The organism is Fibrobacter intestinalis (genome assembly GCF_900167415.1).
GTDB classification, from domain to species: domain Bacteria; phylum Fibrobacterota; class Fibrobacteria; order Fibrobacterales; family Fibrobacteraceae; genus Hallerella; species Hallerella intestinalis.
In genome coordinates this window covers 1-17,500 of record NZ_FUWU01000057.1, presented here as the reverse complement: position 1 = coordinate 17,500, position 17,500 = coordinate 1, and the positions used below count along the sequence as shown (strand labels likewise).

15 protein-coding genes and 1 tRNA gene are annotated in these 17,500 nt (G+C 48.4%); 5 read left to right on the top strand and 11 right to left on the bottom strand.

The window, feature by feature from the left end; genetic code table 11:
• Window positions 1-437: 437 nt before the first annotated feature.
• Genes B5D40_RS12560 through B5D40_RS12550 form a run of 3 tightly spaced genes read right to left on the bottom strand, consistent with a single transcriptional unit; the run spans window position 438 to window position 5,562 of the window.
• Window positions 438-1,205 (bottom strand): sulfite exporter TauE/SafE family protein, encoded by a 768-nt coding sequence (locus tag B5D40_RS12560; RefSeq protein WP_073304774.1) that lies wholly within the window; start codon window positions 1,203-1,205, stop codon window positions 438-440.
• The gene (locus tag B5D40_RS12555; RefSeq protein ID WP_078777186.1) at window positions 1,202-2,380 is read right to left on the bottom strand and encodes a hypothetical protein; all 1,179 of its coding nucleotides are present in this window, start codon (window positions 2,378-2,380) and stop codon (window positions 1,202-1,204) included. The genes B5D40_RS12560 and B5D40_RS12555 overlap by 4 nt, the downstream gene beginning before the upstream one ends.
• Before the next feature lie 14 nt (window positions 2,381-2,394).
• Window positions 2,395-5,562, bottom strand: a complete 3,168-nt coding sequence (locus B5D40_RS12550) for a transglycosylase domain-containing protein (protein WP_233134313.1) — start codon at window positions 5,560-5,562, stop codon at window positions 2,395-2,397.
• A 105-nt stretch (window positions 5,563-5,667) separates the two neighbouring features.
• Here B5D40_RS12550 and B5D40_RS12545 point away from each other — a divergent pair.
• Window positions 5,668-5,755: transfer RNA gene (locus tag B5D40_RS12545), tRNA-Ser, on the top strand.
• A 111-nt stretch (window positions 5,756-5,866) separates the two neighbouring features.
• Here B5D40_RS12545 and B5D40_RS12540 read toward each other — a convergent pair.
• From B5D40_RS12540 to B5D40_RS12525, 4 genes are all read right to left on the bottom strand, one after another.
• Window positions 5,867-6,535, bottom strand: a complete 669-nt coding sequence (locus B5D40_RS12540) for a histidine phosphatase family protein (RefSeq protein WP_078777185.1) — start codon at window positions 6,533-6,535, stop codon at window positions 5,867-5,869.
• Entirely contained in the window at window positions 6,532-7,092 is a 561-nt protein-coding gene (locus tag B5D40_RS12535; protein WP_233126467.1) for a phosphatase PAP2 family protein, read from the bottom strand. Before B5D40_RS12535 ends, B5D40_RS12540 begins: the two co-directional genes overlap by 4 nt.
• A gap of 68 nt (window positions 7,093-7,160) precedes the next feature.
• On the bottom strand, window positions 7,161-8,081 hold the full coding sequence (locus tag B5D40_RS12530; RefSeq protein ID WP_078777184.1) for a hypothetical protein: 921 nt from the start codon (window positions 8,079-8,081) through the stop codon (window positions 7,161-7,163).
• Between the two features lie 15 nt (window positions 8,082-8,096).
• Window positions 8,097-8,588, bottom strand: a complete 492-nt coding sequence (locus B5D40_RS12525; protein ID WP_078777183.1) for a hypothetical protein — start codon at window positions 8,586-8,588, stop codon at window positions 8,097-8,099.
• Between the two features lie 110 nt (window positions 8,589-8,698).
• Here B5D40_RS12525 and B5D40_RS12520 point away from each other — a divergent pair, with 110 nt between their 5' ends.
• Window positions 8,699-9,436: an SIMPL domain-containing protein gene (locus tag B5D40_RS12520; protein WP_078777182.1), complete on the top strand. Its 738-nt coding sequence runs from the start codon at window positions 8,699-8,701 to the stop codon at window positions 9,434-9,436.
• 2 nt (window positions 9,437-9,438) lie between these two features.
• Here B5D40_RS12520 and B5D40_RS12515 read toward each other — a convergent pair whose 3' ends face one another.
• Window positions 9,439-10,620 (bottom strand): glycosyltransferase, encoded by a 1,182-nt coding sequence (locus tag B5D40_RS12515; protein ID WP_233134312.1) that lies wholly within the window; start codon window positions 10,618-10,620, stop codon window positions 9,439-9,441.
• Between the two features lie 9 nt (window positions 10,621-10,629).
• On the bottom strand, window positions 10,630-11,067 hold the full coding sequence (locus B5D40_RS12510) for a hypothetical protein (protein ID WP_073304759.1): 438 nt from the start codon (window positions 11,065-11,067) through the stop codon (window positions 10,630-10,632).
• Window positions 11,068-11,127: 60 nt separating this feature from the next.
• Between B5D40_RS12510 and B5D40_RS12505 the strand changes: the two genes are divergently transcribed.
• The 3 genes from B5D40_RS12505 (at window position 11,128) to leuS (ending at window position 16,378) form a co-directional block, all read left to right on the top strand.
• Window positions 11,128-13,005, top strand: coding sequence for a DUF4954 family protein (locus tag B5D40_RS12505; protein ID WP_078777181.1), 1,878 nt, complete (start codon window positions 11,128-11,130; stop codon window positions 13,003-13,005).
• Window positions 13,006-13,590 carry a M48 family metalloprotease gene (locus tag B5D40_RS12500; protein WP_078777179.1) on the top strand — a complete coding sequence of 195 codons (585 nt, stop codon included), beginning with the start codon at window positions 13,006-13,008 and terminating at the stop codon, window positions 13,588-13,590.
• Between the two features lie 103 nt (window positions 13,591-13,693).
• Window positions 13,694-16,378 carry a leucine--tRNA ligase gene (gene leuS / locus B5D40_RS12495; RefSeq protein WP_078777177.1) on the top strand — a complete coding sequence of 895 codons (2,685 nt, stop codon included), beginning with the start codon at window positions 13,694-13,696 and terminating at the stop codon, window positions 16,376-16,378.
• Between the two features lie 166 nt (window positions 16,379-16,544).
• Here leuS and B5D40_RS12490 read toward each other — a convergent pair whose 3' ends face one another.
• Both B5D40_RS12490 and B5D40_RS15980 read right to left on the bottom strand, forming a co-directional pair.
• Window positions 16,545-16,901, bottom strand: a complete 357-nt coding sequence (locus B5D40_RS12490; RefSeq protein ID WP_078777176.1) for a type II toxin-antitoxin system VapC family toxin — start codon at window positions 16,899-16,901, stop codon at window positions 16,545-16,547.
• The gene (locus tag B5D40_RS15980; RefSeq protein WP_078777174.1) at window positions 16,889-17,200 is read right to left on the bottom strand and encodes a hypothetical protein; all 312 of its coding nucleotides are present in this window, start codon (window positions 17,198-17,200) and stop codon (window positions 16,889-16,891) included. The genes B5D40_RS12490 and B5D40_RS15980 overlap by 13 nt, the downstream gene beginning before the upstream one ends.
• Window positions 17,201-17,500: the final 300 nt, after the last annotated feature.

Here is a 17,500-nt window from a genome sequence, read left to right as displayed (position 1 = left end):
TTTCGCATGACAAATCGGTGTCCGTCCGCAAATCCACCATCATTCTACCAAATTTTTCAAATCTGCACCCAAAGACCGTCTCAAAAAATGGCTTTGATAAAGTGCTTCGACAAGCACACCAACCAGCGGCAAGGGAGAAGTGATTAGTGATTATTTCCCAAGGCTTATAAGCACCTCGCAACCCGCGAGAAAATTTCATCTTATGAAAAGAAATTTTCGTTTTGAAAAGAAGTTCACATTTTGAAGAAAAACTCAATGGCGAGTATTTCGCATATAAGCCCCTAATTTTATGCGAAAACCAACCACTGAGAACTAACCACACAATGCAACAATCTTTTGAAAATGAATTTTTAGAGGAGCCCATAAATCAAATTCAATCGTCCACAATTTTCTACGTCGAAATGCGAGCCTTCAAAATTGCGCACAAATTCATTTTATCACATCAATATATTTTTCAGCAGGATTACCGCCATAATCAAACTGGCGAACGAAATGAAATGCCGAATAAAAACATTTCCTTTTTTGCGCTGCAAACGACTCCCCATCAAGCCGCCCAAACAAGCCCCCACCGCAACGCAAACGGCCAAACCCCATTCCACTTTCCCTATGACGATTAGGCCCACGGTGCTGACCAGCAAAAACGTCGATGTCAAAGCGTTCTTAATCGCATTGACGTGCAAAAGATCCAGCCCCGTATAACGGGAAAGGGCAAAAATTTGCAGAAAGCCGACACCAACCTGCACAATGCAGCCATAAATGGAAATGGCAAAAAAGACGAGAAACGCCGGCAAGGAGAGTTTTTCGGGCGGATTCTCTGGCGGCTTGCCAAAAAGATTCCGATTCAAATTGCCCATCACGGCAACAGCAAAAATGGCGACCGAAAGAATGCCTTGAAAAACCTTGTCGTTTATTTTGAGCAAAAAGAATATCCCAAGAAGCGATCCGATCAAAGTGGGAAAAAATAAATTCGCATAGACCTTCTTGTTCAACAGTCCATGTTTGAACAAATTAACCGCCGACGTGCAATTTCCTACAAATAATCCAATCCGATTGGTTCCATTGGCAATCGTTGGCGGAAGTCCTAAAAAAATCATTATCGGCAAACTGATGGTACTGCCGCCGCCCGCAATGCTATTGATTACACTCGCCAGCATTCCCACCAAGAAAAAGGCGACATACATATACCATTCAAAGCCCAAAATCATTTTTGGAGTTCCGATTGCAAAAATTGCCGATTCGATATCACCGTAGAACGCTCTTTATATTCCGGCGCAAACTCCAAGCAAGCGTCCAGTTCGGCGATTGCCCGATGGAGCTTTTCCGCTTTATTTTGAACTTTGGCAGAAGCGCGCTTGTATTCCGCAAAATAGTTCGCCGCATTTTTGCGTTTTTCCGTACAATAATCCACATAAAGAGAATCCATATCCCGAAGCGCATCGCCGCGAAGATTACTCGATTTGAGTTTCTGATACATTTCCTTGGCCGCCTGCCATTTTTTTTCTTTTGCCCATTTTCTGGCATTTTCAAGTTCTTTTTGTGGATCATGGGAATTCCAATAGGCAGCCGAAGCCAAAGAGGTCTCCTGTTGCAAATTGGCAACGGTCACTAATGCGCCCCGCAGATTCAACGTGTCCGCAAAATCGGGAAAATGCAAAAGCAATTCCGTAAGCCGTTTTTCGGCATTGAGAAAATCCGCCTTTTCACGAGCTAAAGCCAAAGCCGAATCTCGAGCCGATTGCGCTTTTTGAAAAGAGCGAGCAAAGGCCACATTGACCATGGAATCCAAATAAACCGAGAGAGAGTCGTTGAGGGAAAAGGTGCGTACCGAATCGGCAATCTGTTTGATTTCCGCATACGCTGCTTGACGCGACTGCGCATTTTTCAAATCGATTAAAAGACGAAAGCATTTTTCCTCTTTTTGCGAATCCGACGCTTTGATTTTTTCGCTCAAGTTTTTCGCCTGCATTTGCCATTCTTCCCACAAGGGATTGAGTACCGAAAATTTTTCGAGTATCGCCAGTGCAGAATCTAAAGTTCCCGCCTTATAAAAGGAGTCCGCACGAGCCAAAGCCTGGCGCGCAAGCCTAGGAATGTCCACATAGATGTCCGCATCATCGACGGTTTCCGTCTCCGCCTCTATCCGTTTTTCTTCGGCAGGAATCGTCGGAGTCGAATCCAAAGGTGCCGCCACAACGGTATCGACACTCGAGGGGGGCAAATTTGGAGGCAATGAAATTTGCTCGGGCGTTTTAAAATCAGAAAGCGAATCCAAAGAAACCGGCACTTCGGATTTCGGAAAATTTTCCGTGCGAGGAGCCCCAGTACAAGCAGTCAGAACCAGAGCCAAGATGAGACCAAACGAAATCCACAAAGTCCGCATAAACTCCTCTATTTTTAAAATATCTCGCCCGGTTCAATCGGGACAAAGGCGTTGTCGCCCGAAAAATCCGCCGGCAATTCAAAATCGTCAACAGGCGGTGCGGAAACCGTTTCCTTTTTCAAAGAATCCATCGCGAACGATGGCATCGAAAGCGAAGTGACGATTCCGACATTTGCCGCACTTGCCGCAGCAGATTCCACTTGAGCCGGCGACGTGTAGCCCGCAATATCCAACAGAGGAATCGCTCTCAAATTTTCGGAAGCGGCGTACACGGGAAGCCCCGTCATCGGTCCTACCTGAATTTCACCCCGCTCCAATCCAAGCCGCAGTGGGACAGCACCTTTCGCCAGCATCGAAATGTCCAAAAAATCGATATGACGATTTTCTTCCCGAAGTTGAATCACCTTCTTCGCAAAATCCGCCCATTGAGGAAGCCCGCCCGAAGAACCCGCAATCCGAGTCCTTCCCGATTTCAGCGGGCGGTTATCATCAAAGCCCACATAACTGCCAATCGCTATTACGGAGTCCTGTCCGAATCCGTTTTTGTCGGGAACATAAGTCGGCATAGCTCCCAAAAAGGCCACGTTCTTATAATCGTTCGTCGTTCCGGTTTTTCCAAACACAGGGAATAAAAGCGAAGCGTCCTTTGACGGCGACTGCACAGTGAGATTTTTATACTGGCTACGAGCAGTGCCATATTCAAATACAGCGTGAAGCATCACGGCCATTTGTTCCGTCACCGAATCGGAAAGGACCTTTTTCACTTCGACGACATTGGCAAAAATTTCCCGCCCTTCGCGATTCCGGATTTCTTTTATCAAGCACGGTTCATTCCAATCTCCGTCGGCGCACTTGTAAATGTTTCCCGAAAGCAAAGTCTGATACGCCGTCGTCATTTCCGACAAGGGAATTTCGTTCACTCCCAGCGGCATGCTCAAAACCTCGCGAAGTTCTCCCTGGATTCCAATTTCCTTGGCAAAGCGGGCAAATGCCGCCATAGAAACCGAGCGTCTAAAATCCGGCCAATAGCGGAGCGATTCCACTTTGGAATAGTCCGTTTCTTCCGAAGGAATTTCCACCATGCCGTTCAAACGCCGAATATCCGATAGTTTCAAATCCGGATAGACTTCCCGGTCCGCAATCGGTTCCATCAGATTTTCATCGGGAGCCGTCGCCTTCAAATCCTGCTCCTTGAGAATGCCTAGATAGCGCAAAAAGTTGTGGTCAAATTCCGCAAAATACGACTTGTCTATTTTCCGATATTTCTTTTTCCCATTTTCCACGTTTCTTCCATAGAACATATTCCGCAAAGCCCGCGCGGCATTCGGGCGATTTTCGTAAATGAATTTTTCATAGAGATTTTTTTGCGCTTTGGTAAATTCCATCTCCTGTTTCGCCGTTTCGTTAAGATAGAGCCCATATTTGTCCCGCAGACGCTTTCGGTAATCTTCCGTCGTTTCTTCTTCTCGCTTGAGGTAGCCGTTTTCCGCAGCGACTTCCGCAAATTCCTCATCGGAAAGCTTGTCCAAAAGATGATCGAGAAGCCAGATGGTCGCGATATTTTCCGAGCGGACTGTCGCCCACAAAATACTGACGGTTTCTCCCTTGTTCTTGTGATCCGGGCGCGGAAAATAAAAATCATTTTCAAATTGGAACAGGTTGAAGTCGTTTTCCAATTCATCGAGATAATGCCAATGGTACTTGAGCGCGGCTCCAAAAAGCAACGGCTTCCAGCTGGACCCCAACTGACGACGGGCTTTGAAAGAACGGTCATAACCCGTGTTGTGGAATCCCGCCTGGCTGGCGACAACTTCCCCATTCTGCAAAGCGACCAGCGCACCTTGCAAAACAGGCTCCGTTTCAATAGCGCAGGGAATCGCCCCGTTCACAGGAACAGAATCTTTGACACTCACAAGCAATACGGAACCTTTACCGAGCCTCGGCGCAAGGACCGTTTTCACATCGGCGTTCATGCGCTTTCCCAAATCGACAAGTTCGTCTTTGTCCACCTGTCCGTGCAACTGCCCAAAAGAAAGGAAGATGCCAGCAAGATTTCCCTTGGCATCATACTGCACAGAATCGACAGCCCCATACAGATAGTCCCCGACGCGCGCAAACGCAGCCCGATTCGGCTGGTCGGACTTGGGAAGAGCGAAACCGCCCAACTTGACTTGCAGCTCCGAGATATTATTCTGGACAGCCCGCTTTGCCGCCATCTGGTAATCCGCATCGATTGTCGTCACAATTTGCAGCTGCGCTTTACGCCAATCCGAAACGCCTTCTTTTTCAAAAAGATTCTGGTAAAATTCGGAATCGAATTTTTCTTCTATTCGGGAGAGCTGCGTCGAAAGGGAAAAACGGAATTTCCCGTGATTAAATTCCAGCGGCCTGGATAGCGCCGAATCCATTTGCGCTTGAGAAATAAAATCTTCGTCCACCATGCGACCGAGAACATATTTTAAACGTTCCTGACCACGCTTTAATGCCCGATCCCGACGTTCCTGATTCCGCTGGATGAAAGGATCATAATTGAACGGGCCTTTGACGGAACCCGCAATGAAAGCACACTCCGCCAAAGTCAAATCCTTCAACTCTTTGTTAAAAAAGTACTGGGCTGCAATCGCCACGCCCTTACCGGTTCCCGAAACATGGAACTGGTTCAAATAAAATTCCAGAATTTCTTCCTTGGAGAAAAAATGTTCCATCCGAAGCGCATTGATCAGCTCTTTCCACTTCGCCTTGACGCTCCTTTCCTCTCGCCCATAGATATTTTTGACCGTCTGTTGGGTCAGAGTGGAGCCGCCCTGCTGCAACCTTCCCGCCCGGATATTGTTGAACATCGCCCGACTAAATCCCGAGACATCAAATCCCCCGTGTTCAAAAAAACGGGAATCTTCCGCAGCGATTAGCGCATTCACAATATTTTCTGGAATTTCACCAAAGGGCACATAAATCCGATGGTTCACGTCAAAAAATGATCCGAGAAGGCGTTCGCCGTCCCGATAATACACCCGGGATTCGCCCGAAAGCTCGGAAAGAATATATCGGCGATTAAAAATGCCGTCGGGATCCTGCTTCGGCAGATACTTAAAGACAATCAGATATGCCGGAATTAGGCAAAGAAGGCCCACAATAAAGAGTGCTGCGGCAATTTTCAATAGTGTTTTTATCCAAGTCATCATGATTACCCGCTCTAAATCGGGTTAAAAAATAGATATTTGAGCCTTTTTTAAAATTTTAACTTGAAATTTTTTGAAATAATATGTAGAATTGGAATCCCCGAATTAGGGGAGGTGGCCGAGTTGGCCGAAGGCGCGTCCCTGCTAAGGACGTATAGGGGTAACCCTATCGCGGGTTCGAATCCCGCCCTCCCCGCTCTTAAAAGTCTCTGCAAAGCAGGGACTTTTAAGTTTTAAAATCCATCTCCAATAAAAATCCTCCCTCGCTTTTTTGCTTCAAAATGGCGAAACGGGCATTCACAAAGCCCTAAAAGCGCAAAAAGCCGTCGCCCAAAAATTTGACGGGGAAAATGCGCACTTTCTTTTGGGAAGAATTGAGCAGAACTGCCGCACCGCTCAAAAAATTCATCCAACATTGCGAAGAAAAATGCAAACCGGTAAAATGCGCAAGAAACGGCACAATCCAAGCGTCATGGGAACAAAATAAATTCAAATCGGCTCTGGAATTTTCCAAAAGGAAGGCCAGCAGTTTTTCGGATCCTTCTCGCACCGGCAAAAATCCGGCCAGAGTGCCTTCCTGAAGATAGCGGCAAATCGCCGGATAAAAACCAGCCCGCAAATGCCTTTCGTAATCCACGCATTCGCTCACATAAAATTCTGCGAGGCAGTCAAAAGCCACGACCTTTTCCGCCGAAGAAAATGGTTCGGCATCGCAAGCCTTTGCCACTAACGCCGCCGTCTGGCGACAACGAAAAACGGGACTTGCCCCAAAAAAGAAAGAACTCGCCTTAAAACGGGAAATTTCCTTTCCCGCAGCCAGAGCCTGCGATTCGCCCGTTTCCGTCAAAGGCACTTTGGAACCGTAATCTTCATCTGTCGGCAGAATATGCCGACGTTCTGCATGACGAATCAAAAACGTCACCCGTTCTTCGGGCTTCTTTTTTTCAAGGACCTGTTCCGATGTCAAAAAATTCATAGATACCCCGAAACCAGCGGCGAGAGCCCTACAACCCAAATCCAATGCCCCAACACAAAACTGACGATTCCCAACAAAAATCCGCCGACAACATCCGAAAGCCAATGCACTCCGAAATAGACACGCAAAAATCCCCAAGAGAGGGGCAAAGCCATCATCACAAGCCCCGCCGCCGGAACGGACAGCAAAAGAGTTGTCGCAATCGCCAGATTGTTCATCGTATGCCCGGAAGGAAAACTGTATTTATCCAAAGGAGGAACCCGCGCCTGAAATTCCGCGATCACTTCAAAGGGCCGCCGCCGCTTTACCGAAAGTTTCACAAGCCAATACAACGCTAGCGACATAACCAAAGAGGGAAAGACCTGTAGCAAAACCCCAAGCAAGGGTTTCCAGCCCATGCTCCACAAGATCCAAAGGACGATAACGCCCCAAACATAACCGTCTCCGAGACGTGTATAACGGCGCAACCACCGATCCGTCTTTTCCGAAAACCGATGCGAATACAACCGCCGAGAAACGTATTCGTCTATTTTGGCAATTTCCTGCAACATCTTCATCAGGCCACTTTAGAGGAGACCATCATTCAATTCCGAAATGTCTATTTCCCAAAATCGCCCAGGCCGCATTACGATTCCTTTTCCAAATCCGCCAGTTGCTTTTGAATATCGGGCAAGAGTTCAAATCTTTCGTGATACATGGCGCCCACTTTTTTGCACAACAATTCCAACCGGGAACGCTCTTTGGCATTGTTTTCGTCGGCGCGCAGTTGGCAAATCGACAAGCCGATTTGCTGCACATCTTTCTGTTCTTTGTAAGGTTCCATAAATTTGTAAAAGCGATCTAGACAACGCTGAAAAAGTTCTTCTCCGACCGCCTGATACAAAAGAAAAGGCACTACCTGACGTTCCAAAAGTTCCTGCAATTCGCCGACAAAAGAAAGCAGGTTTCCGTTGCCCGGAAGGAATTCGCCCGAATCGGTTTTACTCGAAATCAAATCGTTGGATTCGATTTGCGAAAGAAGTTCGTTGATATACGCCTGCTCTTCGGCATTTTGCTGTTCCCGGTATTGCGCCTGATAAAGAATGGGGACGCTCGTAATGCAAAGATGCGCCTGACTCATGCCTGTAAATTCGCCGACATAATAGACATCGGCATTTTCCTGCAAAATTTCCTCTTCGTTATTGTAGAACATGATTTTAGCGGGAACGGGTATGATTTCCATGCTGGAAAGTTCTTCCAGACGTTCACGGAAAGTATCCGCATCGACGCCATCGGGCAATTCGCCACCGGTTTCTTTAATATGTTCAATCAGGTTTGAAATTCCCTGATCCACGGAAGTTCCCATTTCCCGCTGCATAAAATGCTTGATGGTTCCGTTTTTTTCAAATTCGCCGCGGACGGCCAAGATCCCATTGCGAACCATCGATCCAAACGGAAAGCGTCCGGAATCCCCGTCTTTCATCGCGGACGGCGCAATCCTTGCATAAACGACAAGTCGCCCGCAAAGCCTATCGGAAGAACCTTTTTTTTGTTGAATGCCCAACATACACGCCACCTGCCATTAGTAAAGTTTTTTGGCGGAAATCAGTTCGCCGGCTTTTTCACCAAAAAGAACCGCCGAAGATCCCGGATAATTTTTGGCAAAAAATTCTTGCAGTTTTTGAACTGTCGCCGACGGTTCAAATCCGATTTCGTTCGACACATTATCGCCCATAACGATTCCAAAACGAGAAACGCCCGGAACGCGTTTTTGAATATAGGCCACAAGTTCTTCGTCGGAGTTCACCACATCTGTCGGCGCACGCCCGTCGATGTTCATCGGATCGCGAGTGCTAACGGAAAGCGGATACAGGCTTTCGGAAACCAGTTGCGAAGTCGCTATGTAAAGAGTGTTCCCCACAAAAAGAGCGATCGAATCGTTCGGCATATAGCGTACTTCCACATTGAACTCGCACTCGGAAGACATCTCTTTGATTTCTAGGGCAGAAGGTCCGCATGCATAAAATACGCAGGCGGCAAAGACGAGAAGAGCCGAAAGACATAGATTTTTCATAAGACATCCTTTCCAAATTTTCCATAAAATACATTTTTTGAAAAAGCGAACAAACCCGCCCACACAAGCGGGAACAAAATTTGTATATATCCATCAAAAAGGAGGTTCCTATGAAATTTCTGGCCGCATTTATCACTCTCTGCATCACGACAGTGGTCATCGTCTATATCGTCCACTCCACCCCAAAAGCCACGCCCTCGTTTTCAAAGCGTTCCGCTCCGAGCGAAGTCATCGTTTCGGCATCGCATTCCAAAACTTACAGCCCTTCTGGCATCCTCATATCCCTAAATTACAACGCCCGCAACCAAAGCAAGGAATATCTCATCCAGACAAGCGGCGAAAGCGTCGGAAATCTCGTCGAATTTGCTTCCACATTGAACATCCCGCGCGACAGCATTGTCGCCCAGCGCTTTTCTTTGGAAAAAGCGTGGACATGGGAAAACAACAAGCGCCATCCGGACGGTTTTGAAATTTCGCAGAATATCGCCGTCCATCTTTCAGATCCGCAAAAACTTTCCAAATTCATCGAAGGGATTGCAACCATTGCCGATTTGAGCGTTTCCAACGTGACGCCCGTCCTGAACGACGAATCCCAAAAGCGAATCGAAGTCTATCAAATCGCCATTGACGAAGCCAAAAGTAAAGCGAATGCCCTCGCCAAAGCGTCAGGGAAAAAACTCGGCAAAGTCCTATTTGTCAGCGACGGATCCGGCGATGGCCCAAATGCCTACAGCGACGGCGTTGTCCTTGCCGCAGGCTCTTTCGCCCGCAACAGCAAAATGTCCGCGATTCCCGAACAAAAAATTCAAATCGACGCCAGCGTGCTGATGAAATTTGAATTAAAATAAATTCACCGAGAAAGTAACCGTCGATAAACGGCGATCTGCTTTTCGGCAATGCGATTCCAATTAAAATATTCGGCGATGCGATTCTCGGCACCTTTGAGCAAAGCGGCTTCCATTTCGGGGTCGCTTTCCAATTTTTGAAACGCATCCGCCAGAGCTTGCGGATTTTTTTCGGGAACGAGAATTCCCGTTTCGCCCGACACCACCACATCGGGAATTCCTCCGACATTGGAAGCAACGACCGGCAAGCCGTACTGCATCGCTTCAATCAAAACGACGCCAAGTCCCTCGGTATCGCCCTTGGAATCCACTATCGCCGACAAGGCAAAGCAGTTGCATTCCGCATATTCCTTGCGCAATGCGTCCGGGGAAAGCGCACCCGTAAACACCACATTTTTCGGAGCGATTTGCTGCGCCAATTCCCGCAAAGACTCCGTCAAATTTCCCTTGCCGACAATCCGAATTTCAAATTTTTCGGCATCGAGCAATGCGGCGGCTCGAATCAAAAATTCGATTCCCTTGCGTTCGATGTGCCTGCCGACAAAAAGAATTTTATAGCGTCCGTTCCGCGGATGCGCAGGCGGAACCTTGCCCGAAAATAACGGCGAACCGTAAGGACTCCACTCGATTTGCGCCGGTCGAAGCACCGAAATTTTTTCCGCGGTAAAGCGACTGTTCGCAAAAATGGCACTCGCCCTTCCGATGATAAATTTCATTATCGGGCGAATCCATTTCTTTTTCCGAATCAAAAGCAGCTCCGCTCCGTGAAAATTCAGCACCAGCGGAATCCGGAAAATTTTGCAAGCACCCAAAGCGATTAAAGCGTGCGGAAAGGGCCAATGCGCATGAATAATGTCAAACTTTTTTTGGCGAGCCAAGCGGATGCAGGAAAAAAATCCGCTGATACAATAGGGAATCGCAAGAAGCTGCATCGAAGGATGCTTGGCCATTTTGGTCGGTGCCCCTTCGTCATGGGTCAAAATTTCCAGCTGCTTGGGAGCATAGCGAAAACGATGAACCGGAACGCCATCAATCTCGTGGGATTTCAAACCCTTGTAAGAAGGAGCCAGCACTTCGACATCCACGCCCGATTCCCGCAACGTGGCGACGGATTTCCGAAGCCATGGAACTTCGTTGTCCTCCTGAAAGCGCGGATAGACCGAGCCGACGACCAAGACTTTTATCACTCCGCCCCCTTAAACCGCAGCAGACGCCGGATCGATATAAGCCGGATAAACAAACGCTTTAACGGTTCCCAACAACTTGCCAAAATCCGTGACGCCATCCCTTCCAAATTCACGGATGCGACCAACAAGTCTGTCCCAGCCGTCCATTTTGGAATCCAGCAAAATCAATCCAAGACCCGAATCTTTTTCCAATAATCCCAGAACGTCGGAACCGCGTCCTTTGGTCGCCAGAGTTTTAAAAAAGGCTTCCCAAAATTTTTCTTCCTGGTCCGCAGGCAAATTCTTCCGGACGGATTCAAAATCCAACTCCGCATAGACGAAATAGCTTTTGTATTCGTCGGTGCGAATCATTTCTTCTTGTACGCGCTGTTCAAACAAATCGTTAGGGTAAACGACGATTTCCCTTTTTTGCTTACGGATGCAGGTCTTCAGATATTCAGAAATCATATAAGGAATTTAAGCTAAAAGAATTGGTTCATCACGGAAAATAGTATTTTATCAATACCTATGCAACGCTTGTTCAAATTAAAAAAAGTATTAAAGACCAGTTCGATGAACAGCTATGCGGAAAATTTTCGCACAAGCCGCGCTTCTATCAAAAGCCGCCCCCTTTCTCCGCAAGAAATCGAAACGTTGGAAAAAAACGGCAACCGCTGTGAAGACTGGTCCCAGATTTCCGTCGATCCCGCTTTTACGCCCAACCGCATTTCCGGATCTTCTTTTTCGGGAAAAGTCCACTTGCCCGCTTTTTACGGCACGCTTTTGATGCCCGGCGACGTTTCCGCGCCCACCGGAATTTATTCCAGTTCCATTCACGACAGCATTATTGAAAATTCGCTGATTCACCATGTGAGCCTTATGTCCAACATCTGGGTGATGCAAGGCGCGGTCGTGCAAAACGTCGGATCCCTTGTCGCCAATGGGAAATCCCACTATCAGATCGGTGCAGAAATCGCCGTCGGAAACGAGATGGGCGGACGCACGGTCCGAATTATCCCGGACATCACCCCTGAATTGGTCAAGATGCAGCTTTTTTCCAAAGTGGATTCCGAGACAAGCCGAGCCTTCATCCAGCAGATGGAAACCTGGCGGAACGAAGTCCTGCTGCCTTACGGAATCATTGGAAAGAACGCCATTGTCGCCAACACCAACATCGTCCGAAATTCCTGGATCGGCGAACAAGTGCGCATTGACGGCGCTTCCAAAATTCGCAACTCCGTCGCCCTGGGCAATCTGGAAAATCCGACATATATCTATGACGGCGTGATTCTGGAAAACAGCTGCGTACAAGAAGGCGCCAAAATTCATTCGACGGCTCTGGTCAAAGATTCCGTCTTGATGAAGCGGACCAAAGTCGGCAACAAGGCGATTATCAATTCGTCCATCATTTGCCCCTGCGTCCACATCGACGAAGCGGAAATCACCCATAGTTTTGTGGGGCCTCTCACCCAGGCGCACCACCACTCCCTACTCATTGCAGCACTTTGGCCAGAAGGTCACGGCAATCTGGGATACGGCGCGAACGTCGGTTCCAACCACACGGGAAGAATGCCCGACCAGGAAGTCATGCCCGCGCTGGGAATGTTTTTCGGTCTGGGTTCCAACATCAAATTTCCCGCCAATTTTTCGGAATCGCCCTATACGATTATCTCCACGGGCGTTACCGCGTCCCCTCAACGCCTGCGCTTTCCCTTCAGCCTAATTTTGCCCGGAGATCCGCAGATTCGCGTCATCCGCTCCGACTTGAACGAGCTTCGCCCTGGCTGGTGCTATGGGAAAAACGCCTACGCTATCGCCCGCAACGCCTACAAATACGCTCTCCGGGGAAAAGGATTTGTCGCTCCGGAAGATTCGCAGGTTCTAAGCGACAAAAACGCTTCCTTGGTTTTGGATGCCCTCCGGCGACTGCAAGTCCCGCAAATCCGCGAAATCTACACCGAAGAAAACATTCCGGGTCTGGGGAGCAACTACATCAAAGAATCCGCGCGCCATTTTGCCAAAAGTACTTACCGCCAATTTCTGGAACGCTATGTGGCGACAAAAATGACGATGGCCGCCGAACAAGACCGCAGCCTCCTGCTACAAAATCCGCTGGAAATCCGCAAGATTTTCACCGGCGACTTGCTCCGGGAAATTCTCAAGGAAATCGCCCTTCCCAATTCCTTTGAAGAACTGTTGAAAACATATCGCGCTTTGGAAAAGCAATGGTCGGAATCCGTTTTGCACGGAACGGACAAGGACTTTGTCCGCGGCAGGGAAATTTTTGACGATTACGACGCTTCGCACCCGATTGATGTCGCATTCATCGAATGGGAAAAAATGCGTTTTGAAGAAGTCCTCCATCGGGTATCGACGCTTTCCAAAGAATTGAAAGGCGAAAATTAAATGACGATCGGCTGGGCCATCTGGGGATTTCTTGCGCTGGAAGTTTTTCTGCGGGCAGCTCTGGAAATCGCCGAAATCCGAAAATCGGGACAAAAGAACGACCGATTCGCCCTTGTTCGCATAATTCCTCTGCTGAACGATTTATTGCCTCCGGAATCGCTTTCGTCAAAGCCGCAAGATCCGGAAAGCGCCTTTGCAAAAGCCCATGAAAGGGCGCATCAAAAATTTCATCACGGCATCATTCGTCAATTTTTCTGGGCCGGAATTCTTATCGCTATCGCTGTTTTTCTAGGAAGCGTCGGCATTCTGTTCCAATTAGGCCTCGTCGAACTTCTTCTGCTTTTTCACCTGCTGTTTGCCGCATCCCGAATTCTTTTCCATTTCGTCTGCTTTTCCCAAGAATACGAAGCGGACACTTTCGCCGCCAAATGCGTTTCCAAAAAAGTCGTCCTTCGAGCGATGAACACGCTTATCGCCGAAGAATTTCCCCGTTCGCCGCTTTTCGCCTATGTCTATAGAACGCACCCGACAGCCGTCATGCGCAAAAAACACCTGACAAAAAGGCAAACGCCCAAGTCATTTTAGCGACATCACCAAGGCCGTAGGCAAATTCATGCCGCTTCATTTATTAAATTAAAGGGCAAAAAAAACGCCCACAGCGTTCACGATTTTATTTCGGAGTCATAAAATGGCAAAGTATAATCCGCAACAAATAGAAACCAAATGGCAGTCCTACTGGGAAGCCCAAAAGACATTCAAAACAGGCGAAGACAAATCCAAGCCCAAGTATTATTGCCTCGACATGTTTCCGTATCCCTCCGGCGCGGGCCTGCATGTAGGACACCCGGAAGGTTACACAGCAACAGATATCATTTGCCGTTACAAACGCGCTCAGGGATTCAACGTATTGCACCCGATGGGCTGGGACGCCTTTGGGCTTCCCGCTGAACAATACGCCATCCAAACAGGAACGCACCCGGCAATCACCACCCAAAAGAATTGCGACAATTTCCGTCGGCAAATCAAACGGCTCGGTCTGTCTTACGATTGGGACAAGGAAATCAACACGACGGATCCCAAGTATTACAAGTGGACCCAGTGGATTTTTACCCGCCTGTATAACACATGGTTCGACGAGGCCTTGCAAAAAGGTCGCCCCATCGCCGAACTTCCGATTCCCGCAGAAATTGAAGCGCAGGGGAAAGAAGCCGTTATCGCCTACCGCGATTCCAAGCGCCTCGCCTATTACGATAACGCTCAGGTCTGGTGGTGCAAGCATTGCAAAATCGTCTGCGCCAACGAAGAAGTTCTCGCTGACGGTTCCCACGAAAAATGCGGCACCAAGGAAGTCGAACGCCGCAATCTCAAACAATGGCTCATGCGCATCCCGCTTTACGCCGAACGTCTGCTCCAGGGACTCGATAAACTGGACTGGCCTCAGGGCGTCAAGGACATGCAAAAGAACTGGATTGGAAAAAGCAACGGTGCCGAAGTCGATTTTGCCATCGCCGACAAAGACGGGAAACCGACTTCTCAAAAACTTCGCGTTTACACGACCCGTTGCGATACGCTGTTTGGTGCAACCTACATGGTCATCGCTCCGGAACACGCAATGGTCGATTCGCTCACGACTCCCGAAAACAAAGAAGCCGTTGCCGCCTATGTCCATGCCGCCGCACTCAAAAGCGACTTGGATAGAACGGAACTCGCTAAAGAAAAGACGGGCGTATTTTCCGGTTCCTACGCCATAAACCCGCTGACGGGAAAGCGGATTCCCATCTGGATTGCGGACTACGTTCTAACAGGATATGGCACGGGAGCCATTATGGCCGTCCCCGCCCACGATTCCCGAGACTTCGCCTTCGCCCAAAAATTCGGGCTGCCCGTCGTCTGCATTATGGAACCCGATGCGAGTTGCCCCGAAGACAAAAAAGCGCTCGTACTCGAAGGAAAGGCGTTCTGGCCTGCGGACGGCAAATACATCCACAGCGAAAACGAAACCCTTTCACTGAACGGGCTTTCCAAAAAAGAAGGCATCGCCAAAATGATTCGCTGGTTGGAATCCCATCAGATTGGCAAAGCAACGGTGAACTATAAAATCCGGGACTGGCTCTTTAGCCGCCAGCGTTACTGGGGAGAACCCTTCCCCATCATCCATTGGGAAGACGGCGAAATCACAGCTCTCGACGAAACGGAACTTCCGGTTCGCCTGCCTGACGTGCAAAATTTCAAACCAGGCGATGGCGGACAGTCCCCACTCGCCAATGCGACGGACTGGGTAAATATCGTCGATAAAAACGGACGCAAGGGTACGCGCGAAACAAACACCATGCCGCAATGGGCGGGAAGCTGCTGGTATTATCTGCGTTACATCGATTCCCAAAACGAAAACGCTTTTGTCGGCAAAGAATTGGAAAAATACTGGATGCCCGTGGACCTGTACATCGGGGGCGCGGAACACGCCGTGCTGCACCTTCTTTACAGCCGTTTCTGGCATAAAGTGCTCTTTGACCTGGGACTCGTTTCCACGGACGAACCGTTCCAAAAACTCTTCAATCAAGGAATGATTCTCGCCTACGCTTACGAAGACGACGCAGGCTCCAAAGTTCCCGTCGATCAAGTCGAAGAAAAAAGCGGAAAATTCTTTGATAAAGAAACGGGAAAAGAGCTGCATCAGATTGTCGCCAAAATGAGCAAGTCCCTGAAGAACGTGGTGAACCCGGACGATGTCGTTCAGAAATACGGCGCGGATTCGCTTCGCTTGTACGAAATGTTCATGGGTCCCCTCGATGCGGTCAAGCCTTGGAATACCCAAGGAATCGAAGGCATGTACCGTTTCCTTTCCCGCGCATTCCGTGCGGTCATCGGCGAAGAAGACACCGTTGAATACAAAGACACGCCTGTTCCCGCAGAACTCGCCAAAGTGATGCACCAGAGCATCATCAAGGTAACCGATGCGATTGAAAAGTTGAGTTTCAACACGGCGATAAGCCAACTTATGATTTTCAACAACGAACTTCTCAAATCCGCCGATCGCTACCGCGAATCCTGCGAAGTATTTGCCCTTCTTTTGCAACCGTTCGCACCGCACCTCGCCGAAGAAATGTGGCAAGTGCTCGGACACAAAGAATCGATGGCCTATGCGCCCTGGCCCAAAGCCGACGCTTCCAAAGCCGAAGAATCCTCCGTGGAAGTCGTTTTCCAGGTAAACGGAAAAGTCCGCGCCAAAGCGCAAGTCGCCAAAGACATGGACAAGGCCGCACTCGAAAAACTTGCCCTTGATAATGACCGAGTAAAAGAATTTATGGCGGGCAAAACCGTCGTGAAGTCCATTGTCGTGCCGGGCAAGCTTGTGAACATCGTGGTGAAATAAAGGTCCCTGAGCAGGTTGGTGAGCGTCTGTCCTCGCTTGACGGGGATGCCGAACCAACCGAAGGTCCGAACAGCCCTTAGTGAGCCAAGCCCCCTTGCGGGGAGAAGGATCTAAAAGCATTGAAAAGGCGTTCCCTGCGGAACGCCTTTTTTGTGTGGAAATTATTTTACCAGGTCGTTTTTACTTCGTAAAGCGGAATTTTTGTGTCTCGCGTTATTATCGTCAAATCGTTTTCAATTGCTTGAGCGATAATGAATCTGTCAAACGGATCTTTGTGGATGTCAGGCAACTTTTTTAACCTTTCTGCATCGTATTCCGTTGGCGGGAGATAAGCGAAGCATTCGTTTTCTAAAACATTTCTCAATTCAGGAATGCTGATGTTGAATTCAAGAGTTCCTTTCGCTTGCTTTATCGCGATTTCCCAAAGAGAAGCATAACTAAAATTACATGTACTCCGCGAACTCTTCGAGCGGTTCGTCAAAGTCGGGAGCCATTTTGCAGGGAATGTCCTTAAGACACCCAAAGCCTTTCTTCTGGGAAACGGACATTGAGCTTTCCTCCGAGGCAAACTTGAAAAAAAATGTAGTCCACATAGGAATCGATCTCGTCAAGAGCCGATTGCGGGAGTAATTTCAATTTTTTTCTAGGAGTGCGTAATTCATAAAGACCTCCTTGCAACACCTCAATATACATTTTTCGTAATTTGAAGTCAATGTGGCCGACCGGGAAGGCTTGAATACGCTCCATTTCCGACCCGGAATAACACCGCTTTTCTTGCAATCGCGCGATTTCGAGCTGATAAACTTTTTGAGTGAAATGCACGGCTTTAAGTTATTTTACAGAGTGTAAACGAAGGAATGAGCAATGGTTCTTAACGAGAGTATCAAATGCTGCTGCCAATAGAACTTTGTATGATTTAGTTTCCCGTTATGGCGAAGCCGCGTCTCTTGATTTAGCAGCTTACGATGGAAAGTCGCCAAGTCCAAAAATAGAACCACCTTTTCGCTCTTCTCTATGTAGTCAGCCCTTAAAAAGTCACTTTGCGAACGCAAGATAAGGACGTTCGCATTTTTTGTTCATTCCGTTCCACAGAAGGCAAAAACAGTATAGCCATTCCAACAG

Excerpts from the sequence above, each read along its gene's own strand:
- B5D40_RS12555 (WP_078777186.1), bottom strand. The coding sequence starts at position 2,380 with ATGCGGACTTTGTGGATTTCGTTTGGTCTCATCTTGGCTCTGGTTCTG.
- B5D40_RS12500 (WP_078777179.1), top strand. The coding sequence starts at position 13,006 with ATGACGATCGGCTGGGCCATCTGGGGATTTCTTGCGCTGGAAGTTTTT.
- B5D40_RS12510 (WP_073304759.1), bottom strand. The coding sequence starts at position 11,067 with ATGATTTCTGAATATCTGAAGACCTGCATCCGTAAGCAAAAAAGGGAA.
- B5D40_RS12540 (WP_078777185.1), bottom strand. The coding sequence starts at position 6,535 with ATGAATTTTTTGACATCGGAACAGGTCCTTGAAAAAAAGAAGCCCGAA.
- B5D40_RS12505 (WP_078777181.1), top strand. The coding sequence starts at position 11,128 with ATGCAACGCTTGTTCAAATTAAAAAAAGTATTAAAGACCAGTTCGATG.
- B5D40_RS12530 (WP_078777184.1), bottom strand. The coding sequence starts at position 8,081 with ATGTTGGGCATTCAACAAAAAAAAGGTTCTTCCGATAGGCTTTGCGGG.
- leuS (WP_078777177.1), top strand. The coding sequence starts at position 13,694 with ATGGCAAAGTATAATCCGCAACAAATAGAAACCAAATGGCAGTCCTAC.
- B5D40_RS12560 (WP_073304774.1), bottom strand. The coding sequence starts at position 1,205 with ATGATTTTGGGCTTTGAATGGTATATGTATGTCGCCTTTTTCTTGGTG.
- B5D40_RS12535 (WP_233126467.1), bottom strand. The coding sequence starts at position 7,092 with ATGAAGATGTTGCAGGAAATTGCCAAAATAGACGAATACGTTTCTCGG.
- B5D40_RS12520 (WP_078777182.1), top strand. The coding sequence starts at position 8,699 with ATGAAATTTCTGGCCGCATTTATCACTCTCTGCATCACGACAGTGGTC.
- B5D40_RS12525 (WP_078777183.1), bottom strand. The coding sequence starts at position 8,588 with ATGAAAAATCTATGTCTTTCGGCTCTTCTCGTCTTTGCCGCCTGCGTA.
- B5D40_RS12550 (WP_233134313.1), bottom strand. The coding sequence starts at position 5,562 with ATGATGACTTGGATAAAAACACTATTGAAAATTGCCGCAGCACTCTTT.